General features: G+C 69.0%; 17 protein-coding genes and 1 tRNA gene. 8 read left to right on the forward strand and 10 right to left on the reverse strand.

All coding sequences use genetic code 11. From position 1 onward, the window contains the following. From B0W88_RS10595 to B0W88_RS10620, 6 genes are all read right to left on the reverse strand, one after another. The coding region (locus tag B0W88_RS10595) for an esterase family protein (RefSeq protein WP_144006709.1) at positions 1 to 780 on the reverse strand (780 nt) is incomplete at its 3' end. Next, positions 777 to 1,646 carry an alpha/beta fold hydrolase gene (locus B0W88_RS10600; protein ID WP_077034631.1) on the reverse strand — a complete coding sequence of 290 codons (870 nt, stop codon included), beginning with the start codon at positions 1,644 to 1,646 and terminating at the stop codon, positions 777 to 779. The genes B0W88_RS10595 and B0W88_RS10600, both read right to left, overlap by 4 nt. Then, positions 1,640 to 2,620: an alpha/beta fold hydrolase gene (locus B0W88_RS10605; RefSeq protein ID WP_158080836.1), complete on the reverse strand. Its 981-nt coding sequence runs from the start codon at positions 2,618 to 2,620 to the stop codon at positions 1,640 to 1,642. Before B0W88_RS10605 ends, B0W88_RS10600 begins: the two co-directional genes overlap by 7 nt. A gap of 8 nt (positions 2,621 to 2,628) precedes the next feature. Then, entirely contained in the window at positions 2,629 to 4,857 is a 2,229-nt protein-coding gene (locus B0W88_RS10610) for a TonB-dependent receptor (RefSeq protein WP_077034633.1), read from the reverse strand. A gap of 41 nt (positions 4,858 to 4,898) precedes the next feature. Further along, positions 4,899 to 6,299, reverse strand: coding sequence for an FAD-binding oxidoreductase (locus B0W88_RS10615; RefSeq protein WP_077034634.1), 1,401 nt, complete (start codon positions 6,297 to 6,299; stop codon positions 4,899 to 4,901). 12 nt (positions 6,300 to 6,311) lie between these two features. Then, complete coding sequence (locus tag B0W88_RS10620) at positions 6,312 to 7,055, reverse strand: FadR/GntR family transcriptional regulator (protein ID WP_083748706.1); 744 nt, start codon at positions 7,053 to 7,055, stop codon at positions 6,312 to 6,314. Between the two features lie 171 nt (positions 7,056 to 7,226). Between B0W88_RS10620 and B0W88_RS10625 the strand changes: the two genes are divergently transcribed. Continuing rightward, positions 7,227 to 7,973 carry an alpha/beta fold hydrolase gene (locus B0W88_RS10625; RefSeq protein WP_077034635.1) on the forward strand — a complete coding sequence of 249 codons (747 nt, stop codon included), beginning with the start codon at positions 7,227 to 7,229 and terminating at the stop codon, positions 7,971 to 7,973. Here B0W88_RS10625 and B0W88_RS35185 read toward each other — a convergent pair. Continuing rightward, complete coding sequence (locus B0W88_RS35185) at positions 7,970 to 9,733, reverse strand: methyl-accepting chemotaxis protein (RefSeq protein ID WP_077034636.1); 1,764 nt, start codon at positions 9,731 to 9,733, stop codon at positions 7,970 to 7,972. The genes B0W88_RS10625 and B0W88_RS35185 overlap by 4 nt on opposite strands. Positions 9,734 to 9,883: 150 nt before the next feature. Beyond that, positions 9,884 to 10,330, reverse strand: coding sequence for a VOC family protein (locus B0W88_RS10635; protein WP_077034637.1), 447 nt, complete (start codon positions 10,328 to 10,330; stop codon positions 9,884 to 9,886). 57 nt (positions 10,331 to 10,387) lie between these two features. Between B0W88_RS10635 and B0W88_RS10640 the strand changes: the two genes are divergently transcribed. Beyond that, on the forward strand, positions 10,388 to 11,398 hold the full coding sequence (locus B0W88_RS10640) for a 2-dehydropantoate 2-reductase (protein ID WP_077034638.1): 1,011 nt from the start codon (positions 10,388 to 10,390) through the stop codon (positions 11,396 to 11,398). Here the strand turns inward: B0W88_RS10640 and B0W88_RS33565 are convergent. Both B0W88_RS33565 and B0W88_RS10645 read right to left on the reverse strand, forming a co-directional pair. After that, the gene (locus B0W88_RS33565; RefSeq protein WP_158080837.1) at positions 11,379 to 11,516 is read right to left on the reverse strand and encodes a hypothetical protein; all 138 of its coding nucleotides are present in this window, start codon (positions 11,514 to 11,516) and stop codon (positions 11,379 to 11,381) included. The genes B0W88_RS10640 and B0W88_RS33565 overlap by 20 nt on opposite strands. 82 nt (positions 11,517 to 11,598) lie before the next feature. Continuing rightward, the gene (locus B0W88_RS10645) at positions 11,599 to 12,042 is read right to left on the reverse strand and encodes an Lrp/AsnC family transcriptional regulator (RefSeq protein WP_077034639.1); all 444 of its coding nucleotides are present in this window, start codon (positions 12,040 to 12,042) and stop codon (positions 11,599 to 11,601) included. Between the two features lie 146 nt (positions 12,043 to 12,188). On the opposite strand from B0W88_RS10645, the gene B0W88_RS10650 reads away from it, so the two are divergent. The 6 genes from B0W88_RS10650 to B0W88_RS10675 all read left to right on the forward strand — a co-directional run bounded on the left by B0W88_RS10650 (position 12,189) and on the right by B0W88_RS10675 (position 17,944). After that, positions 12,189 to 13,283, forward strand: a complete 1,095-nt coding sequence (locus B0W88_RS10650; protein WP_077034640.1) for a saccharopine dehydrogenase family protein — start codon at positions 12,189 to 12,191, stop codon at positions 13,281 to 13,283. Between the two features lie 26 nt (positions 13,284 to 13,309). Further along, the gene (locus B0W88_RS10655; protein WP_077034641.1) at positions 13,310 to 14,821 is read left to right on the forward strand and encodes an aldehyde dehydrogenase family protein; all 1,512 of its coding nucleotides are present in this window, start codon (positions 13,310 to 13,312) and stop codon (positions 14,819 to 14,821) included. Positions 14,822 to 14,835: 14 nt separating this feature from the next. After that, positions 14,836 to 15,843: a DUF1338 domain-containing protein gene (locus B0W88_RS10660; RefSeq protein WP_083748707.1), complete on the forward strand. Its 1,008-nt coding sequence runs from the start codon at positions 14,836 to 14,838 to the stop codon at positions 15,841 to 15,843. A 2-nt stretch (positions 15,844 to 15,845) separates the two neighbouring features. Continuing rightward, positions 15,846 to 17,258 carry an FAD-binding oxidoreductase gene (locus tag B0W88_RS10665; RefSeq protein ID WP_077034642.1) on the forward strand — a complete coding sequence of 471 codons (1,413 nt, stop codon included), beginning with the start codon at positions 15,846 to 15,848 and terminating at the stop codon, positions 17,256 to 17,258. Between the two features lie 31 nt (positions 17,259 to 17,289). Beyond that, positions 17,290 to 17,374 (forward strand) — tRNA-Leu (locus B0W88_RS10670). Positions 17,375 to 17,572: 198 nt separating this feature from the next. Continuing rightward, the gene (locus tag B0W88_RS10675; protein ID WP_369973873.1) at positions 17,573 to 17,944 is read left to right on the forward strand and encodes an HU family DNA-binding protein; all 372 of its coding nucleotides are present in this window, start codon (positions 17,573 to 17,575) and stop codon (positions 17,942 to 17,944) included. Positions 17,945 to 18,009 lie beyond the last annotated feature (65 nt).

Consider the following 18,009-nt stretch of genomic DNA (forward strand, 5'->3'; position numbering starts at 1 on the left):
ACGGTGCTCGATGCCGGCATAGGCGAGGGCGGCCGCCATGTCGCGGTTGGCCGCGAGCCAGGAGCCGAAGACGATGTCCAGGTCATGCTCGCCGGTCTGCAGGAAGACGCGGCGCAGGCCGTGCGGCTCGCGACGGATCTTCGAGGCCAGCTCGTGCCCGCCGCGCAGCGCGACGAAGCTGCCGCAGTGGCTGATGACCTTGCCGAAGGCGTCGGGCCGCTCCCAGGCGGCGTTCAGCGCGCAGTGGCCGCTGGAGCTGAGGCCGCAGAGCACGCGTTGTGCCGGGTCGTCGGTCACGCTGACGCCGGCCAGCGCCTGCGGCAGCAGCTCGTCGAGCAGGAAGCGCGCGTAGGCATCGCCAGGGCTGTCGTACTCGATGCTGCGGTTGCCGGCGCCGCCATAGATCGGCAGGCCCGGGCCCTCGGCACCGGGCTCGATGAAGACGGCCACCGTGGGCGGGATCGCGCCCTCGGCGATCAGCGCGTCGAGCACCGCCGGGGTGTTGGCCTCGGGGCCCAGGTAGCGCGCGCCGTCCATGCAGACCAGCAGCGCGGCCGGGCCCTGCGCCCGGGCCGGCAGGTAGACCTGGTAGTCGTGCGGCACACCCGGATAGACCGCGCCGGCCGGGCAGCGGCCGCTGCGCAGCGTGCCACGCTCGACGCCCTCGCGCGGCTGCATGGCGGCATATGGCCCCGGCGTGGAGAGGCTGGCTGCGAAGCGCGGCGCATCCTGGTCGCCAATGCCGGGGAGCATCTGCCGGAGCTGCTTGATCAGGCTCATTGCGGCACCACCTTGGCGGCGAACTCGTTGACCAGCGCGGCGAACTCGGCCGGCCGCCGGATGGACACCCCGTGGCCGGAACCCTCGAAGTGCACGATGCGGGCATCCGGCTTGACGCTGGCGAAGCCCGGTTCCTTGGCGATCGCCCGCTCGTCCAGCGAGCCATTGACGATCACCACCGGCTGGGTGATCGCACCGAGCCGCGAGCGGAAGTCCTCGCCCATCAGCGCCCGCACCGCCACCGGCACCGCGGCGATGCTGCCGCCGGCGGCCACGACGCTCTTCGCATCCTCCGGCGCGAAGCCGAACTTGCCCATGGCCTGGCCCAGCAGCTTCTGCTCGTCCGCGAAGGCGAGCAGCGTCTTCACCATCACGACGCTGCTGAAGTAATTGAATATCTCGACGGGCTCGAAATTGCCGCTGGAGCCGCCCAGCACCAAGCCCTTCAGTTGCTCCTGCGGCAGCGCCGAGGCGGCGGCCATCGCGGTGTAGCCGCCCAGCGAATCGCCGACCAGGATCACCGGCGCCGGCGCCACCGCGGCAGCGGCCAGCTTGACCTCGGCGACCGCGGCTTCCAGCGTGTAGGGCTCGCCAAGCCGGCTGCCATGGCCGGGCAGATCCAGCGCGACGACGCGCCAGCGCGGGTCCAGCGAGCGGCGCGTGGCGTCCCACATGTGGCCGTTGAGGCCGGCGCCATGCAGCAGGATCAGCACCGGGCCGTTGCCCGCCGGTGCGGCTATGGCCGGCGGATTCGCCAGCGGCTGCCGATGCCGCCACTGCCACTCGGCCTGGCCGACGATGGCCGCGCCGATCAGCAGCAGCAGCGCGACCAGGGCCAGCAGGATCTTGAACAGCTTCTTCAGCATCGGCTTTCCAGGAAATTGCGAAGGGCGTCGGCCCACAGGTGGGCATCGGCGCCGGAGGCGAAGTGGCCCTTCTCGCTGTCCAGCGGATGGGCCTGCCAGCGCACGCGGGCGGCATCGAGCCGCGGCGCGATCTGGTCGGCGACGGCCGGAGGGAAGACCGCGTCGGTGCGCGAGTTGGCGATCAGCACCCGGGCCTTGATCCGTTGGAACTGCGGCCGGATGTCGAAGACCTCGGCGGCCTCCATCAGCGTCACCAGCGAGCCGGGCTCGAAGCCCTGCGCCCACTCGGCGGCCATGCGCTGGATCTCGGCGTTACGCGCCGCCGCATCGGGGATGCGCGGCGCGAGCTCGGCGTCCACGCCGTAGCGGCTCAGCGTGGCGACGCGCATCGCGGTGAGGCCAGGCAGCATCTCCGCGCGGTCGTAACGGCCGTCGTGCCAGCCGGGCATCGCCGCGAGTTGCGCACGGACCGTCGCTGCCGCGCCGACGCCACCTGGATTGAAAGGCGCGCTGACGGCCGGCGCGATGCGCTCGACGAAGTCCGGGAACTGCACCGCCCACTGCCAGGCCTGGTAGCCGCCGAAGGACGGGCCGATCGCCGCGTGGACACGCTTGACGCCCAGTACGTCCAGCAGCCGCTTTTGCAGGCCGACGATGTCTTCCAGCGTGATGCGCGGGAAGCCGGCGCCGGTCGGCCCGGTCGAGCCGTAGCAGGAGCCCAGCATGTTCGGCGCGACGATGAAGTAACGGTCTACGTCGACGGCCTTGCCCGGCCCGACGAGCTCGCTCCACGAGCCCTCGGCCACGCTGGCGCCGGCGTCCAGCATCTGCGGGCCGGTGGTGTAGCCGTGCAGCACCAGCACGGCGTTCGTGCCCTCGGCGTTCAGCGTGCCCAGCGTGCGATAGGCCGTCGTCGCCTCGGGCAGCACCGCGCCGCTGGCGAGGCGGAAGTCGCGGACGGTGTGGGACTGCATGGCCATCATCAGAAGCTGTAGCTCGCCTGCAGCCCGATCGTGCGCGGCCGCACATAGCCGGCGCTCCAGGGCTGCGTCGGCAGGAGGCCGCGCGAGCCGAGGTAGATCACGCCGTCGCTGTTGTTGAGGTTCTTCACGTAGGCCGACAGGCGCCAGGCGCCGGAGTCCAGCGCGGCGTTCAGGTCCACCGTCGTGTAGGCCGGCAGGCTGATGCTGGGGTTGCCGCTGTAGTCGCTGACCCGCTGGCCGATGCGGCTGACCGAGCCGCCCACGGTGGCCGCCCAGCCGCCGCCGACGGCGAAGCGGTAGTCGCTGGCCAGCGAGGCGGTGACCTTGGGCACGAAGGGCAGGCGGTCGCCGCTCTTGCCCAGCGGCACGGTGCCGACCAGCACGTTGGTCGTGTCCGAGGTCAGGTGGGCATCGGTGTAGCCGAAGCTGCCGCGCACGCTGAGGCCCTGCACCGGATAGAAGGACAGCGTCGATTCCAGGCCCTGGCTCACCGCCTTGCCGCCGTTGACGAAGAAGTTGGAGGTGTTCTTCTTGGTCTGGATCTGGATGTCCTTCCAGTCGGTGTGGAACAGGGCGACCTCGAAGGAGGCCTTGCCCTGCATGAAGACCGACTTCCAGCCCACCTCGGCGCTGGTCAGCGAGTCGGGGCCGACGATGGGCGAGAAGCCGGTGTCCGGCGTCGCCGCGCTGGGGCCGCCCGGGCGGTAGCCGGTGGCGATGCGGCCGTAGAAGGCATCGGTGGCGCTGGCCTTGTAGCTGGCGGTCAGCAGGTAGGTGGCCTTGGAGTGCGTGGCGTCCTGGGTCAGCGAGACGCCGGTGGGGTAGAGCAGGCCGGTGTAGAGCTGATCGTAGTGCTGGCGGTCGCGGCCCCAGCGCAGGCCCAGCTGCACGTCGAACTTGGGCGTTATGGAGTACGTCGCGTTGGCGAACAGCGAGGTCTCCTTGTAGGTGGTGTTGATGTGGGCCTTGGCCAGGCCGTCGGGGAAGGGCGTGGTCGTGCCGGGGTAGTAGACCGGCAGTGCGGCGCCGGTGGCCGGGTCGAAGGTGCCGAAGGCGGGGATGCGGTTGCTGTCGTCTTCCTGCGTGTAGTACAGGCCCGTCTGCCAGTTCAGGCGGCCGTCCAGCACCGCGCCTTCGGCGCGCAGTTCCTGCGTGAAGCGGTGGGTATGGGTGATCTGGTCGCTCTGCACATTGCGCGGCTGCTGGAAGACCAGGGCCAGCAGCGTGCCGAAGCTCTGCGAGCCGTCGCCGATCGCCTCGGCGCCGACGTTCTGCAGCGTGGTCGACGAGACCAGGGTCACATCGCCGACGTTGCCGTGGATCGCGACGTTGCCAAGATCCAGCTTGCGCTTGCTCTTCACCGGCACGACGTTGGACGTCGTGTACGCGCCGGTCAGCGGCGTGAGGCTCATCGGCTTGACGTCCACGCCGTTGGAGCCGTCGGCATCGGTGGTCTGCGTGAGCGCCAGTGCGTTCAGCCGCCAGTCGGGGTTGATCTGCCAGGCGTAGGCGACCTGGCCGCCGCTGATGTCGGTCTCGTTGTCGTTCTTGCGGCCGCCAGCGGCGACGTTGTCGATATAGCCGCCGAGCTTGTGGCCGAAGGCCGAGACCCGCAGTGCCATCTTGTGGTCGGCGAAGGGCAGGTTGACCGAGGCGCGCAGCAGGTGGCCCGTGTCCCCGTGGTCGGTGGACTCGGCGCCGGCGGTGATCGTGCCGGCCACCTTGTCGAAGCTGGGCGTGGCCGTCACGTAGCGCAGCATGCCGCCCATCGCGCCGGCCCCGAACAGCGTGCCCTGCGGGCCCTTCAGCACCTCGATGCGGCGCAGGTCGGCCGGGTCGATGTCGGGCACCTGGGTGGCGCCGGTGGTGTAGGCGTTGACGGAGCCGACCGGGGCGTCGTCGATGTAGATGGAGGTGGTCGGGGAGGACTGCGACAGGCCGGTCGAGATGCCGCGCAGCGTGACCTGCATCGATCCGCCGTTGGACGTGATCGACATGCCCGGGATCTGCGCCACGTAGTCCTCCAGCTGCGAGAGGCCCGCGGCGGAGAGGCGCTGGGCGTTGACGGCGGTGACGGAGGCCGGCACGTCGATGGCGGCCTGCTCGCGCTTCTGCGCGGTGACGATCACCTTGTCGAGGGTCTGCGGGCTGTCGTCCTCGGCGAGAGCGGGGAGGGCGATGCAGGCGAGGGCCGCTGCTGCGGCGATGCGGGTGGGCGTGAGGGTCATGTCCTTGTCTCCTGATCTATCTCTTGTGGATGCGATTCGGTTCAGAAAATCTTGCCGGGGTTGAGGATCCCGTGCGGATCCCAGCTCTGCTTGATGCCGCGCATCAGGCCGATCACCTCCGGCCCGTACTGCTTCAGCAGTTTGGATTTCTTGCCCATGCCGATGCCGTGCTCGCCGGTGCAGGTGCCGCCGGCGGCCAGCGCGCGGTCGACCATCGCGGCGTAGACGTGGTCCACCGCTTCATGCTCGGCAGGGGCGTCGGGCATCGGCATGAACAGCACGTGGAAGTTGCCGTCGCCGACATGGCCGAGGATCGGCGCAACCAGGCCCTCGGCATCGATCTGCTCGCGCGCCAGCTGCACCTGCTCGGCCAAGGCGGACATCGGCACGCAGACGTCCGCCACGACGCTGACGCAGCCGGGCCGCATCGCCAGAGCGGCGAAATAGGCCATGTGCCGCGCCTGCCAGAGCTGGCTGCGGTCCTCGGGCCGGGTGGACCACTTGAACTCGACGCCGCCGTTGCCGGCCGCGATCTCCTGCGCCAGCTCGGCCTGCTCCTTCACGCCGCTCTCGCTGCCGTGGAACTCGAGGAACAGCGTGGGCAGCTCGGCCAGGCCCAGCTTCGAATAGGCATTGCAGGCGCGCACCTGGTGTTCGTCCAGGAACTCGATGCGGGCGAAGGGCACGCCGCTCATCTGCATCTCGGTGACGGCCTGCACCGCGCCCGCCAGCGTGGGGAAGGCACAGGCCGCGGCCGCGACCTCGACCGGCAGCGGATGTAAACGCAGCGTGACTTCGGTGACGATGCCCAGCGTGCCTTCCGCGCCGACCATCAGGTGCACGAGGTCGAAGCCCGCCGAGGACTTGCGCGAGCGGGTGCCCAGGCGCACCAGCCGGCCGTCGGCCAGCGCCACTTCCAGCGCCATCACGTTGTGCTGCATCGAGCCGTAGCGCATCGTGGTCGTGCCCGAGGCGCCGGTGGACACCATGCCGCCGATGCTGGCGTTGGCGCCGGGGTCCACCGGGAAGAACAGGCCGGTGCCTTTCAGATGTGCGTTGATGTCCTCGCGACGGGCGCCCGGCTGGACGACGCAGTCGCCGTCCTCGAGATGCACCTCGAGGATCCGGTCCATGCGCGAGACATCCACGCAGATGCCGCCGTGCGGCGCGCTGACGTGGCCTTCCAGCGAGCTGCCCGCGCCGAAGGGGATGACGGGCACCTTCAGCTCGTGGCAGAGCTTCAGGATCTCGCAGACCTCGTGCTTGTCCTCGGGCCAGACGACCGCGTCGGGTGCCAGGGAAGTGGCCAGGCCTTCGCCGCGGGCGTGCTGCTCGCGCACTGCGCGGCTGAGGCTCAATCGGTCGCCGAAGCGTTGTTGCAGGCGTGAGACCGCCTGCTCGACGGCCTCTGGAGCCGTCGAGAAAGAAGAAGTGGTGGACATTGAGGGCCTTGCTTAGGGCGGCGGTGCCGTTGTCGATGGCGCCGTGCGCTGCACGTGGACCATCGCCAGGTCGAAGTGGTAGGACATGGCCGAGCTGGCGCCGATCGCGTCGCCGGCGCAGATGCGCTCGACCAGCGCCTCATGGGCGTCGATCACGCGGATCAGCTCGCTCTCGCTGCGGCTCTCGTCCAGGTGCATGGCGGCCGAGGCTTCCAGCGGCGAGCGCAGCGCGCCCAGCAGCAGGGCGTTCAGCGGGTTGGCGCTGGCCTCGGCGATCAGGGTGTGGATGGCCGAGTCAGCGGCGACGCGGCGGGCGTGGTTGGCCTTGTTGTGGGCCGTGCGCATCTGGCTGGCCAGCTCGCGCAGCTGCTGGCGCTGGGCGTCGGTGGCGTAGCGGGCGGCCAGCTGGGCCGTCTGCAGCTCGATCGCGCGGCGCGTCTCCAGCACATGGGCGATGCTGACCTGGGCGGTGTTCAGCGCGTAGTCGAAGACCTGCGCCATCACGCTGGCGTCCACGACGCGCAGCCGCGGCTTGCGCCCGCCTTCGATCTCAAGGATGCCTAACGCCGCCAATGAGCGGTAGGCCTCGCGCACGCTGCCGCGGCTGACCTGCAGGTCCAGGCCGATCTTGACCTCGCTGGGCACCGGGTCGCCGGGGCGCAGCTGTTCGGTCTGGATCAGCGCCAGCAGATGCCGGGCGACCTGCGCCGACAGCGTCGGGCGCTCGATGGGGGACAGCGGGGCGATGGCAAGCATGGGTGTGGTCGGTGTGACTGGGATGAAGAGTAGGACTCGAATGCAAACCTGTCAAACAGGTTTGATGAGTTAAATCGCAAAACCGCGGGAAAACACGGGGATGACGCTCAAGTTGGTGATGAAATCAGTCCAACATGTAAGATAGGTTTAAACCAACAAGGAGACGGCGACATGACCGAGCCGGTGCTGATTCTGATTCACGGCGCGACCATCAACGGCCAGATGTGGGCCGCCGTGCGCCGCCACCTGGACCCGCGCTGGCGGGTCATCGCGCCCGATCTGCCGGGCCATGGCTCACGACGGGGCGAGCGCTTCACGCTGGAGGGTGCGGTGCAGACGGTGCTGGAAGCGGCTCGCGCCGCCGCGCCGTCACCGGTGATCCTGGCCGGCGATTCGCTGGGCGGCTACACGGTCATGAATGCGGCATCGAGGCTGCCGCCGGGGCAGTTGAAGGGCGTGATCGCCAGCGGTTGCACGGCCGACTTCTCGAAGTTCGCGACCTGGCCGCACTTCTTCTTCAAGGCCTTGATGTTCCGGGTGCTGCTGGCGCTGTTCGGTGAGCAGAAGCTGATCGCGAGCACGACGTCCAAGGTGCGCAAGGAGCTGAGCGATGCGGGCATGCAGCGCGAGGACATCGACGCGATGGTCGACGCCGGCTTCAGCCTGAAGGTGTTCCAGGATGCGGTGGATGCGCTGAGCCCGGTCGACCACATCGCCAAGCTCGCGGCTGTTCTAGCGCCGGTGCTGCTGGTCAACGGCCTGCAGGACGGGGTGATGATGCGACACGAGGCCGCCTATCTGGCGGCCTCGCGGCGGGGGCGCGCGCAGCATTTCGACTGCGGGCACGGTGTCAGCATCCTGAAGCCGCGGGAGTTCGCGGCGCTGCTGAACGAGATGGCTGCGGGAGCGGCCGTTTAGAAAGTCTCCCAGTCACCCTCGGCCGATGCACCGGTCGCGGCCGGCTCTGCCTTGCGGGCTTGAACGACCGGGGCCGGCTTGATGGCCGGAGCGGGTGGCTTGGGCTTTGCCGCGGCGACAGGCCTGGCGGCGGGCGCCGGCGCCTTCTTCGCGGCGAAGACGGGCTTGGCGGCCACGGCTGGCGTGGCCGTCTTGTTGTCCACCTTGAACACCGACACCACCTGCGCCAGCCGCGCCGACTGCTCGCGCAGCGAGGCCGCGGCGGCGGCCGATTCCTCGACCAGCGCAGCGTTCTGCTGCGTCATCTGGTCCAGCTGGGTGACGGCGACATTGACCTGGCCGATGCCGTCGCGCTGCTCGGTGGCGGCAGAGGCGATCTCGCCGATCAGGTCGGTGACGCGGCGCACGCTGGTGACGATCTCTTCCATCACCGAGCCGGTCTGGGCCACCAGGCCCGCGCCCGATTCCACACGCTCCACCGAGGCGCCGATCAGGCTCTTGATCTCCTTGGCGGCCTCGGCGCTGCGCTGGGCCAGCGTGCGCACCTCGCCGGCCACCACCGCGAAGCCGCGGCCCTGCTCGCCGGCGCGGGCCGCTTCCACGGCCGCGTTCAGCGCGAGGATGTTGGTCTGGAAGGCGATGCCATCGATGGTGCCGATGATGTCGCTGATGCGGCGCGAGCTGGCGGTGATCTCGTCCATGTTCGTCACGACCTGCGAAACGACCTCGCCGCCGCGGGCCGCGGCTTCGGCGGCGGAGGCCGCCAGCTGGTTGGCCTGGCGGGCCACGTCGGCGGAATTGGAGACGGTGCCGGTCAGCTGCTCCATCGAGCTGGCGGTCTGCTGCAGGCTGGAGGCGGTCTGCTCGGTGCGGGCGCTGAGGTCCTGGTTGCCGGTGGCGATCTCGGCCGAGGCGGTGGACACCGACTCGACGCCCTGGCGCACTTCGCCGACGACGCCGCGCAACTGGGTGACCATGCGGTCAAGCGCGCCGAGCAGCTGGCCGAACTCGTCGCCGCGGTCGACGCTGACCTTGGCCGTCAGGTCGCCATCGGCGATGCGGCCGGCCACATCGATCGCGCGGGCCAGCGGCTGCTGGATCGAGCGGATCAGCCAGATTGCGCCGGCCACCAGGCCGGCGATCACGATGGCGATGAAGACCATGGCGATCTGGATCGTGCCCTTGCGGCGCTCGCCGACCTGGGCATCCACGTCCTTCTTGGCCTGGACCTGGGCCTGCACGAACTCGTCGAGCGTGCCCACGTAGGCCGCCACCGCCGGGTTGAAGCGCTTGCTCATCTCGTCCTTGACCCCGTCGGTGTCGCCGGCCGCCTTCAGCTGCTTGAGCTTGGCGGTGGAGCCCAGCACCACCTTGCGCGCCTCGGCGATGCGGTCGAGGATGGCCTTGTCCTTGTCGCTGAGGCCGGTCTCCTGCAGCTGCTTCTGCAGGCCGCTGATCTGCTCGATGGTGGAGGCGATCTGGTCCTTGAAGGTCGCCTCGACGACCGGGTCCGAGCTGATCGACGAGGCCTGCACCTTGACGACCGTGGCGCCGCTCAACGCGGCCCATCGCTGGGCCAGCGACTGCTTCAGCGCGAAGGTCTCGGTGGCGGCGTCGGTCTCGGCCTGCACGGCGCGGGTGCGCCAGGCCGAGAAGGTGATCAGCGCCACCAGCGAGAAGATCACGATGCCCAGCGCCAGCCAGAGCCGGCCGGCAACGCCGAGGGTGGACGAACGGGAGAGGGTGGTGCTGGTGCTCATGACGGGCCTTGCGCGCTGACGCTTGAACTCGGAGTTATGTCCAGCACGTGACGATAGTCGAACCCCCCCTCGAACAGGTGGGTCAGCCGGCCGCAAGGCGCGGCGCAATCACAAACAGATCACGGATGCGGGCCGTTTGTAACGCTTGCGTTACCAGTTGCCGGTGTTGGGCATCGAGACCCAGGGTTCGGCCGGCGCCAGCGCGGGGCCGTCCTGCAGCAGTTCCACCGAGATCTGGTCCGGCGAGCGCACGAAGGCCATGCGGCCATCGCGCGGCGGGCGCAGGATCGTCACGCCGTGCTCCTGCAGGCGCTGGCAGGCCGCGTAGATGTCGGGCACTGCGTAGGCCAGGTGGCCGAAGTTGCGGCCGCCGCCGTAGGTCTCGCTTTTTCCGTCGGCATCGGGCCAGTTGTAGGTCAGCTCGACCTGCGGCTGGTAGGGGCCGCCGTCGTTGCCCGGGGCGGCCAGGAAGATCAGGCTGAAGCGGCCGGCCTCGTTGTCGGTGCGGCGCACCTGCTGCAGGCCCAGCGCGTCGCAGAAGAACTTCAGCGAGGCGTCGACATCGGTGACGCGGATCATCGTGTGCAGGTATTTCATGGTTCCTCCTGGAGGCCGGCATTGTCTGCGAGACTGCGGCGCGAAGGAGCATCGAGCATGAGCGAACTGAAGCGGATCTGCATCGTCGGCGCGGGCGCCATCGGCGGCTGGATGGGCGCCCTGATCGGGCACCGGCTCGGCGCCGAGGTGCGGCTCAGCGTGCTGGCGCGCGGGCACACGCTGGAAGCGGTGCGCTCGCACGGCCTGCGCATGGACATCGGCGGCGAGCGCCTGGTCGTGCCGGCCCATGCCAGCAGCGACCCGGGCGATCTCGGCCCGCAGGATCTCGTCGTGCTCTCCGTCAAGGCGCCGGCGCTGGCGACGGTGGCACCCATCGTGCACCGGCTGCTCGGGCCTCAGACCAAGGTGCTGGTGGCGATGAATGGCGTGCCCTGGTGGTTCTTCGACGGGCTGGACGGCGAGGCCCGCGGGCTGCGGCTGGAGTCGGTGGACCCGGGCGGCGCCATCGCCGAGCTGATCCCGGCGGAGCGCGTGATCGGCTGCGTCGTGCATGCGAGCTGCACCACGCCCGAGCCCGGCCTGGTGCGCCATGTGATGGGCAATGGCCTGATCCTCGGCGCGCCGGCGGGTGGCCAGCCGGACTGGCTCGCGCCCTGGGTGGATCTGCTCGGGCGCGCCGGCTTCGCGGCCAGCGCCTCGGCGCGCATCCAGCGCGACGTCTGGTACAAGCTGTGGGGCAATATGACGACGAACCCGATGTCCGCGCTGACCGGCGCGACGACGGATCGCCTGCTCGAGGACGAACTGCTGGTGCGCTTCGCGACCACCATCATGGAAGAGGCCGCCGCGATTGGCGAGCGCATCGGCTGCGCCGTGGGCCAGACGCCCCAGGACCGCCACGCGATCACGCGCAAGCTCGGGTCGTTCAAGACCTCGATGCTGCAGGACGCCGAAGCCGGGCGCCCACTCGAACTCGATGCCCTGCTGGGCGCGGTGCGCGAGATCGGCCAGCACCTGGCGATGCCGACGCCGTACACCGATGCACTGCTGGGCCTGGCGCGCGTCTATGCGCGCCAGCGTGGATTGCTCAGTGGATCAACTGCCTGAAGCCGTAGAACAGGGCCGGGAACACCAGGCCCCAGGTGATGGCCACCAGGCCCAGGACCTTCAGGGCGGTGACCATGCCGCGTGTGGCGCGTCCCGCCACGACTCGATTGCCGTTCATGCCGAATTCCTCCTCGGTGATGGAGGTATAACGCGCAAACCTCGTGCCAGGTTGGCAAGAATGCGCAAACGGCCCCCCGCATTCAGGCGTTCCGGTCCACCCTGAGCGCCAGAACCACGGAACTCGTGGTCTTGATCACACCTTCGATCTCGCCGATCTCGTCCAGCAGCGCATCGAGCCGCATCGTCGATTCGGCCTTCAGCACGGCCATGTAATCGAACTCGCCGCTCACTGAAGCGAGCTGCCGCAGCTCGGGGAAACGGCCCAGGCGCTTGACCACCTCGCGGCCCGCCTTCGGCTGCACCGTGATGCCGACGAAGGCCTGCACGCCGCGGTCCGCCGCATCGCTGCCCAGCCGCGCCGTATAGCCCACGATCGTGCCCGATGCCTCCAGACGCGCCAGCCGCGCCACCACGGTGGTGCGGGCGATGCCCAGCTTGCGTGCGAGATTGGCGGTGCTCTCGCGGGCATTGGCCTGCAACAGGGCGACCAACTGGCGGTCCTTGTCGTCGGTGGTGGCGCTCATCGGGGTATGCCCTGGGTTTTGACGAAATGAATGATTGTGCCGTCATATCGTCCGATTCATGCTGGTTTTCGTCGAACTCATGCTTTCTTCCGTCGGCCCTAATTCCTAGACTCGACGGCATCCCCGAATCCAGGAGTACCTGAAAAATGAAAGTCGCACTGCTCGGCGCCGGACACATCGGCCAGACCATCGCCCGCCTGCTGCACGCCACCGGCGATTACGAAGTGACGGTGATCGACAAGAACGCTAATGCGCTGTCCAAGCTGACAGCGGCTGGCATCAAGACCCAGCAGGTCGACACCGAGGACAAGCAGGCGCTGGCCGCCGCGCTGCGCGGCAAGGACACCGTCGTCAACGCGCTGCCCTACCACCTGGCCATCACCGCCGCCCACCTCGCGCTGGAAGCCGGCTGCCACTACTTCGACCTGACCGAGGACGTGGCCGCCACCAAGGAGATCAAGCGCATCGCCGAAGGCGCGCGCACCGCCTTCATGCCGCAGTGCGGCCTGGCGCCGGGCTTCATCGGCATCGTGGCGCACCATCTGGCCAAGAGCTTTGATTCACTGCACGACGTGAAGATGCGCGTCGGCGCGCTGCCCGCCTTCCCGACCAATGCGCTGAAGTACAACCTGACCTGGAGCGTGGACGGCCTGATCAACGAGTACTGCCACCCCTGCGAGTCCATCCACGACGGCCGCGCGATCGAATCGCTGCCGCTGGAGGGCCTGGAGCACTTCTCGCTGGACGGCACCGAGTACGAGGCCTTCAACACCTCCGGCGGCCTGGGCACGCTGTGCGAGACCTGGGAAGGCAAGGTCCGCAACCTCGACTACAAGACGGTGCGCTACCCCGGTCACCGCGACCTGATGATGTTCCTGCTGGAAGACCTGCAGCTCAAGAGCGACCAGGAGAAGCTCAAGGACATCATGCGCAAGAGCATGCCCGCGACGATGCAGGACGTGGTGCTGGTCTTCGTCACCGTCTCCGGCATGAAGAACGGCCACCTGCTGCAGGAGGTGTTCGCGCGCAAGATCTTCGCCGAGCGCGACGAGGCGAACCCGCTGTCCGCCATCCAGATCACCACCGCCGCCGGCATCTGCGCCGCGGTCGACCTGTTCCGCGAGGGCAAGCTGCCGCAGAAGGGCTTCGTCCGCCAGGAAGAGGTGAAGCTGCCGGAGTTCCTGGCCAACCGCTTCGGCAAGGCCTATCAGCAGTCGCGCCAGGTGGAATCGATCGGCTGAATCGGGTGATCGGGGAAAATACGACGATGAATGCACATGAAGTCCTGAACGCCCTCGGCGTTCCCGCTGCCGCCTACACCGGCGGCACCCTGAAGGTCCGCTCGCCGATCGACGGCGCTGCGCTGGGCGAGGTCCACGAGGCCACCGCCGCCGAAATGACCGAGGCCATCACCCGCTCAAGTAACGCGTTTCTTCAGTGGCGCAACGTTCCCGCGCCCAAGCGCGGCGAACTGGTGCGCCTGTTCGGCGAGGAACTGCGCGCCAACAAGGCCGCGCTGGCCCGCCTGGTCTCGCTGGAAGCCGGCAAGGTGAGCAGCGAAGGCGAGGGCGAGGTCCAGGAGATGATCGACATCTGCGACTTCGCCGTCGGCCTGTCGCGCCAGCTGCACGGCCTGACCATCGCCAGCGAGCGCCCCGGCCACCGCATGATGGAGCAGTACCTGCCGCTGGGCGTGGTGGGCATCATCTCGGCCTTCAACTTCCCCGTCGCCGTCTGGGCCTGGAACTCGGCACTGGCGCTCGTCGCCGGCGACAGCTGCATCTGGAAGCCCAGCGAGAAGACCCCGCTGACCGCGCTGGCCTCGCAGGCGCTGTTCGACAAGGCCGTGGCCCGCTTCGTCGCCGCCGGCGGCAAGGCGCCCGAGCATCTGTCGCAGGTGCTCAACGGCCGCGTCGCCGTCGGCGAGGCGATGGTGGACGACCACCGTGTCGCCCTGGTCTCCGCCACCGGCTCCACCCGCATGGGCCGCGCCGTGGGCCCGCGCGTGGCCGCGCGCTTCGGCCGCTGCCTGCTGGAGCTGGGCGGCAACAACGCCATCATCGTCACGCCCAGCGCCGACCTGGATCTGGCCGTGCGCGGCATCCTGTTCGGCGCCTACGGCACGGCCGGCCAGCGCTGCACGACGACCCGCCGCGTGATCGCCCATGAATCGATCCACGACGAACTGGCCGCCCGCCTGGATCGCGCCCGCGCTCAGCTGAAGATCGGCGACCCGACCGTGGCCGGCCACCTGATCGGCCCGCTGATCGACGCAGCCGCCTTCGACGCGATGCAGCAGGCGCTGGCCGATGCGCGCGAGCAGGGCGGCGAGGTCAGCGGCGGCGGACGCGCGCTGGCCGAGCAGCATCCGAACGCCTGGTACGCGGTGCCGGCGCTGGTGCGCATGCCGGCGCAGACCGAGGTCGTGAAGCGCGAGACCTTCGCGCCCATCCTCTACACGCTGAAGTACAGGACGCTGGACGAGGCGATCGCGCTGCAGAACGAGGTGCCGCAAGGCCTGTCCTCGGCCATCTTCACCAACGACGTGCGCGAGGCCGAGGCCTTCATGAGCGCCAGCGGCTCGGATTGCGGCATCGCCAACGTCAATATCGGCACCAGCGGCGCCGAGATCGGCGGCGCCTTCGGCGGCGAGAAGGAGACCGGCGGCGGCCGCGAGTCCGGCTCGGACGCCTGGAAGGCCTATATGCGCCGCACGACCAATACGGTCAACTACTCGCGCGAATTGCCTTTGGCCCAAGGCGTCAAGTTCGACGTCTGATCTCTTTCGGTTCCATGGATATCTCAACGACAGGCGTTCACCGCCTGCTGGTGGCCTCGCTCGGCGATTCGGCCACCCTCGAAACCTTTGCCCAGCTGCAGGTGGCGCCGGCGCTGCTGCGTCCGGTGGCCGACACGGTCAGCCGCGCCGAGCTGGCGCAGGCGCTGAACATGCTGCTGTTCCGCGACCTGCTGCTGCGCGTGCCCGATGCGGTCGACTACGTGGCCGATTGCGTCAAGGCCGGCGGCAAGGTGGTCTTCGACCACGGCGCCTTGCGTACCGTGGCCTGGGCCAGCGGCGCGCTGCCGCCCGGCGAGGCGGCGATCACCCGCGTGCTGCGGCCGCTGGGCTATCGCCATGCCGAGACCTACCCGCTGCCCAGGCTGAAGATGACCGGCCGCTCCTGGCGGCATGTCGATGCGCCCGAGGACATCGCGCAGTTCTTCGTCTCGGAGCTGCATCCGGAGCGCTTCTCTGCCCCATTCCAGGTGGCCGTGGGCCGCGTGCTGGAAGGCTCGGTCGACCCGCTGACCGCAGGCGACCAGGCCTTGCTGGAGCAGCTGGCTCGCGACCATGCGCTGCCCTGGCATGCCGCGCTGAAGCTGCTGCCGGCGCTGCAGCGCTGCTTCGCCCGCCAGCATCCGCTGTTCACGCAGGACGACTACCGCACGCTGCTGGCCGAGTCGGCCGAGATGGCCTGGATCGCCACCGAGGGCAATGCCTTCAACCATGCTACCGATCGCGTGGCCGACATCGACGCGGTGGCGCTCTCGCAGCGCGTGCTGGGCCGGCCGATCAAGGACACGATCGAGACCTCCGGCTCCGGCCGCGTGCGCCAGACGGCCTTCCGCGCCGCCCAGGTGCGCCGCCTGTTCCTGCACGAGGGCCAGGTCGTCACCCAGACGGTGCCGGGCTCGTTCTACGAGTTCATTCAGCGCGCGCCGCTGGTCGAGGGCACGCTGGACCTGGCTTTCGACGCAGGCAACGCGACCGGCATCTTCAAGATGACCGCAGCCGCCTGACGATGGCATCGCACTGGCTGGCCGCCGCGCAGGCGATCTGCGGCGCGGACTACGTCGTCGACGGCCCGGCCATCGAGCCGCGCTACCTGGAGCCTGCGCGTTATGCCCCGGGCTGCGCGGCGGGCCTGGTGCGGCCGGCGACGGGCGAGCAGGTCGCCGCGCTGGTGCGCCTGTGCATCGAACATGCGCTGGTGCTGGTGCCGCAGGGCGCGCACACGGGCCTGGTGCGCGCCGGCACGCCGACGGATGGCGAGCGGCATCTGCTGCTGTCCACCGACCGGCTGCGCGAGGTGTTCGAGTTCGACCCGCTGGACCGCACGCTGCGCGTGTCGGCCGGCTACCGGCTTTCCGAGGTGAACGAGCGGCTGGCCGAACACGGCCTGTCCTTCGCGGTCGACCTCAGCGCCGATCCGAGCATCGGCGGCATGCTGGCGCACAACACCGGCGGCACGCGGATGCTGCGCCATGGCGACGTCCGCGCCAATGTGCTGGGGCTGACGGCGGTGCTGGGCGAGGGTCAGGTCTTGCGTCTGGGACGCGGCCTGCAGAAGGACAACGCCGGGCTGGCGCTGCAGCAATTGCTGATCGGCAGTTCGGGCGCGCTGGGCATCGTCTGCGAAGCGGTGCTGCGCCTGCAGCCGCTGCCGCGCCAGCGTGCCGTCGCCCTGGTCGCGGTGTCGAGCCTCGATGCGGTCTTCCCGCTGTACCAGCAGGTGATGGGCAGCGAACTGGCCGGGCTGGTCAGCGCTTTCGAGGGCATCTCGCGCCCGGCCTTGGAAGCGGGTGTGCGCGGCGGCCGCTCGCCGTTCGAGGGGCCGCTGCCCGAGTACGCCCTGTTGATCGAGCTTGCCAGCGAACTGCCGGCCGCGCGGCTGAATCTCAACGCACTGCTGCTCGAACAACTGGAACAGGCTTTCGGGACGCTGGTGGCCGATGCGGTGGTCGGCGCCGACGAGGCGATCTGGGGCCTGCGCCATTCGATCAGCGAAGGCCTGCGCGAGCAGGGCCGCGTGATCGGCTTCGACATCTCGCTGCCGCGCCGCTACTTCATGCGCTTCCGCGCCGAGGCCTCGGCCTGGCTGGCGAGCGAGTTCCCGCCGGCGCGGGTGGCCGACTTCGGCCATCTCGGCGACGGTGGCCTGCACTTCAACCTCGTCTGGCCGCATGGCGAAGCGCCGCCCGATGCGCAGCGCCTGCGCGACGGCGTGTATGCGATCGTCGCCGCGCTCGGCGGCAGCTTCAGCGCGGAACATGGCGTCGGCCCGCAGGTGCAGGACAGCTATTGGGCATGGACCGATCCGGCCGTGCAGGCCCTGTCCGGCGCCGTGGAACGCGTCTTCGACCCGCGAGATATTTTCGGCACCACTTGCTTCGGTCCCAAAAACAATGCTATAGTCCTATCTCTTCGCCGCTGACGCCAGTTGGCAGCGAAGAAAAATCCTGAAAGCCCAGGTGGCGGAATTGGTAGACGCACTAGTTTCAGGTACTAGCGGGTAACTCCGTGGAGGTTCGAGTCCTCTCCTGGGCACCAAATACGAAGGCCAGTTGCGAAAGCAACTGGCCTTTTCGTTTTGTCCGGCCGAATTGCCGATCCGTGCAATATTGCCGTTATGGGGTCAGGTCTTGCCTGCGGGCTTACAAGTCCGATCCACGTTTCCCCCAGTCTCCATCGGGAACGCCTCGATTTCATTGACAATACGCCCGCCCGAATCGTCGGGCACCCAATTCTTTGAGACGAGATTCAATGAACAAGACTGAACTGATCGAGCACCTGGCCTCCAAGCACGAGCTGACCAAGGCCGAAGCCGGCCGCATCCTGGAAACCCTGCTGGACGTGGTCGTCACCACCGTCAAGAAGGGCGGCGCCGTGTCCATCCCCGGCTTCGGCTCCTTCAAGCAGCACTCGCGCGCCGCCCGTACCGGCGTGAACCCCAGCACCGGCGACAAGATCAAGATCGCCGCCGCCAAGCTGCCGAAGTTCACCCCGGGCACCGCCTTCAAGGCCGCCGTCGACCCGAAGGCTGCTGCCCGCAAGGCTGCCAAGGCTGCCCCGGCCGCCAAGCCCGCTGCCAAGCCGGCCAAGAAGGCTGCGAAGAAGTAATCCGTTATTCCAACGGACAAGAAAAAGGGCGCCCTCGGGCGCCCTTTGTCATTGCCGCTGGCCGA

The organism is Pelomonas sp. KK5 (assembly GCF_001984095.1).
In the GTDB taxonomy this organism is placed as follows: Bacteria; Pseudomonadota; Gammaproteobacteria; order Burkholderiales; family Burkholderiaceae_C; genus KK5.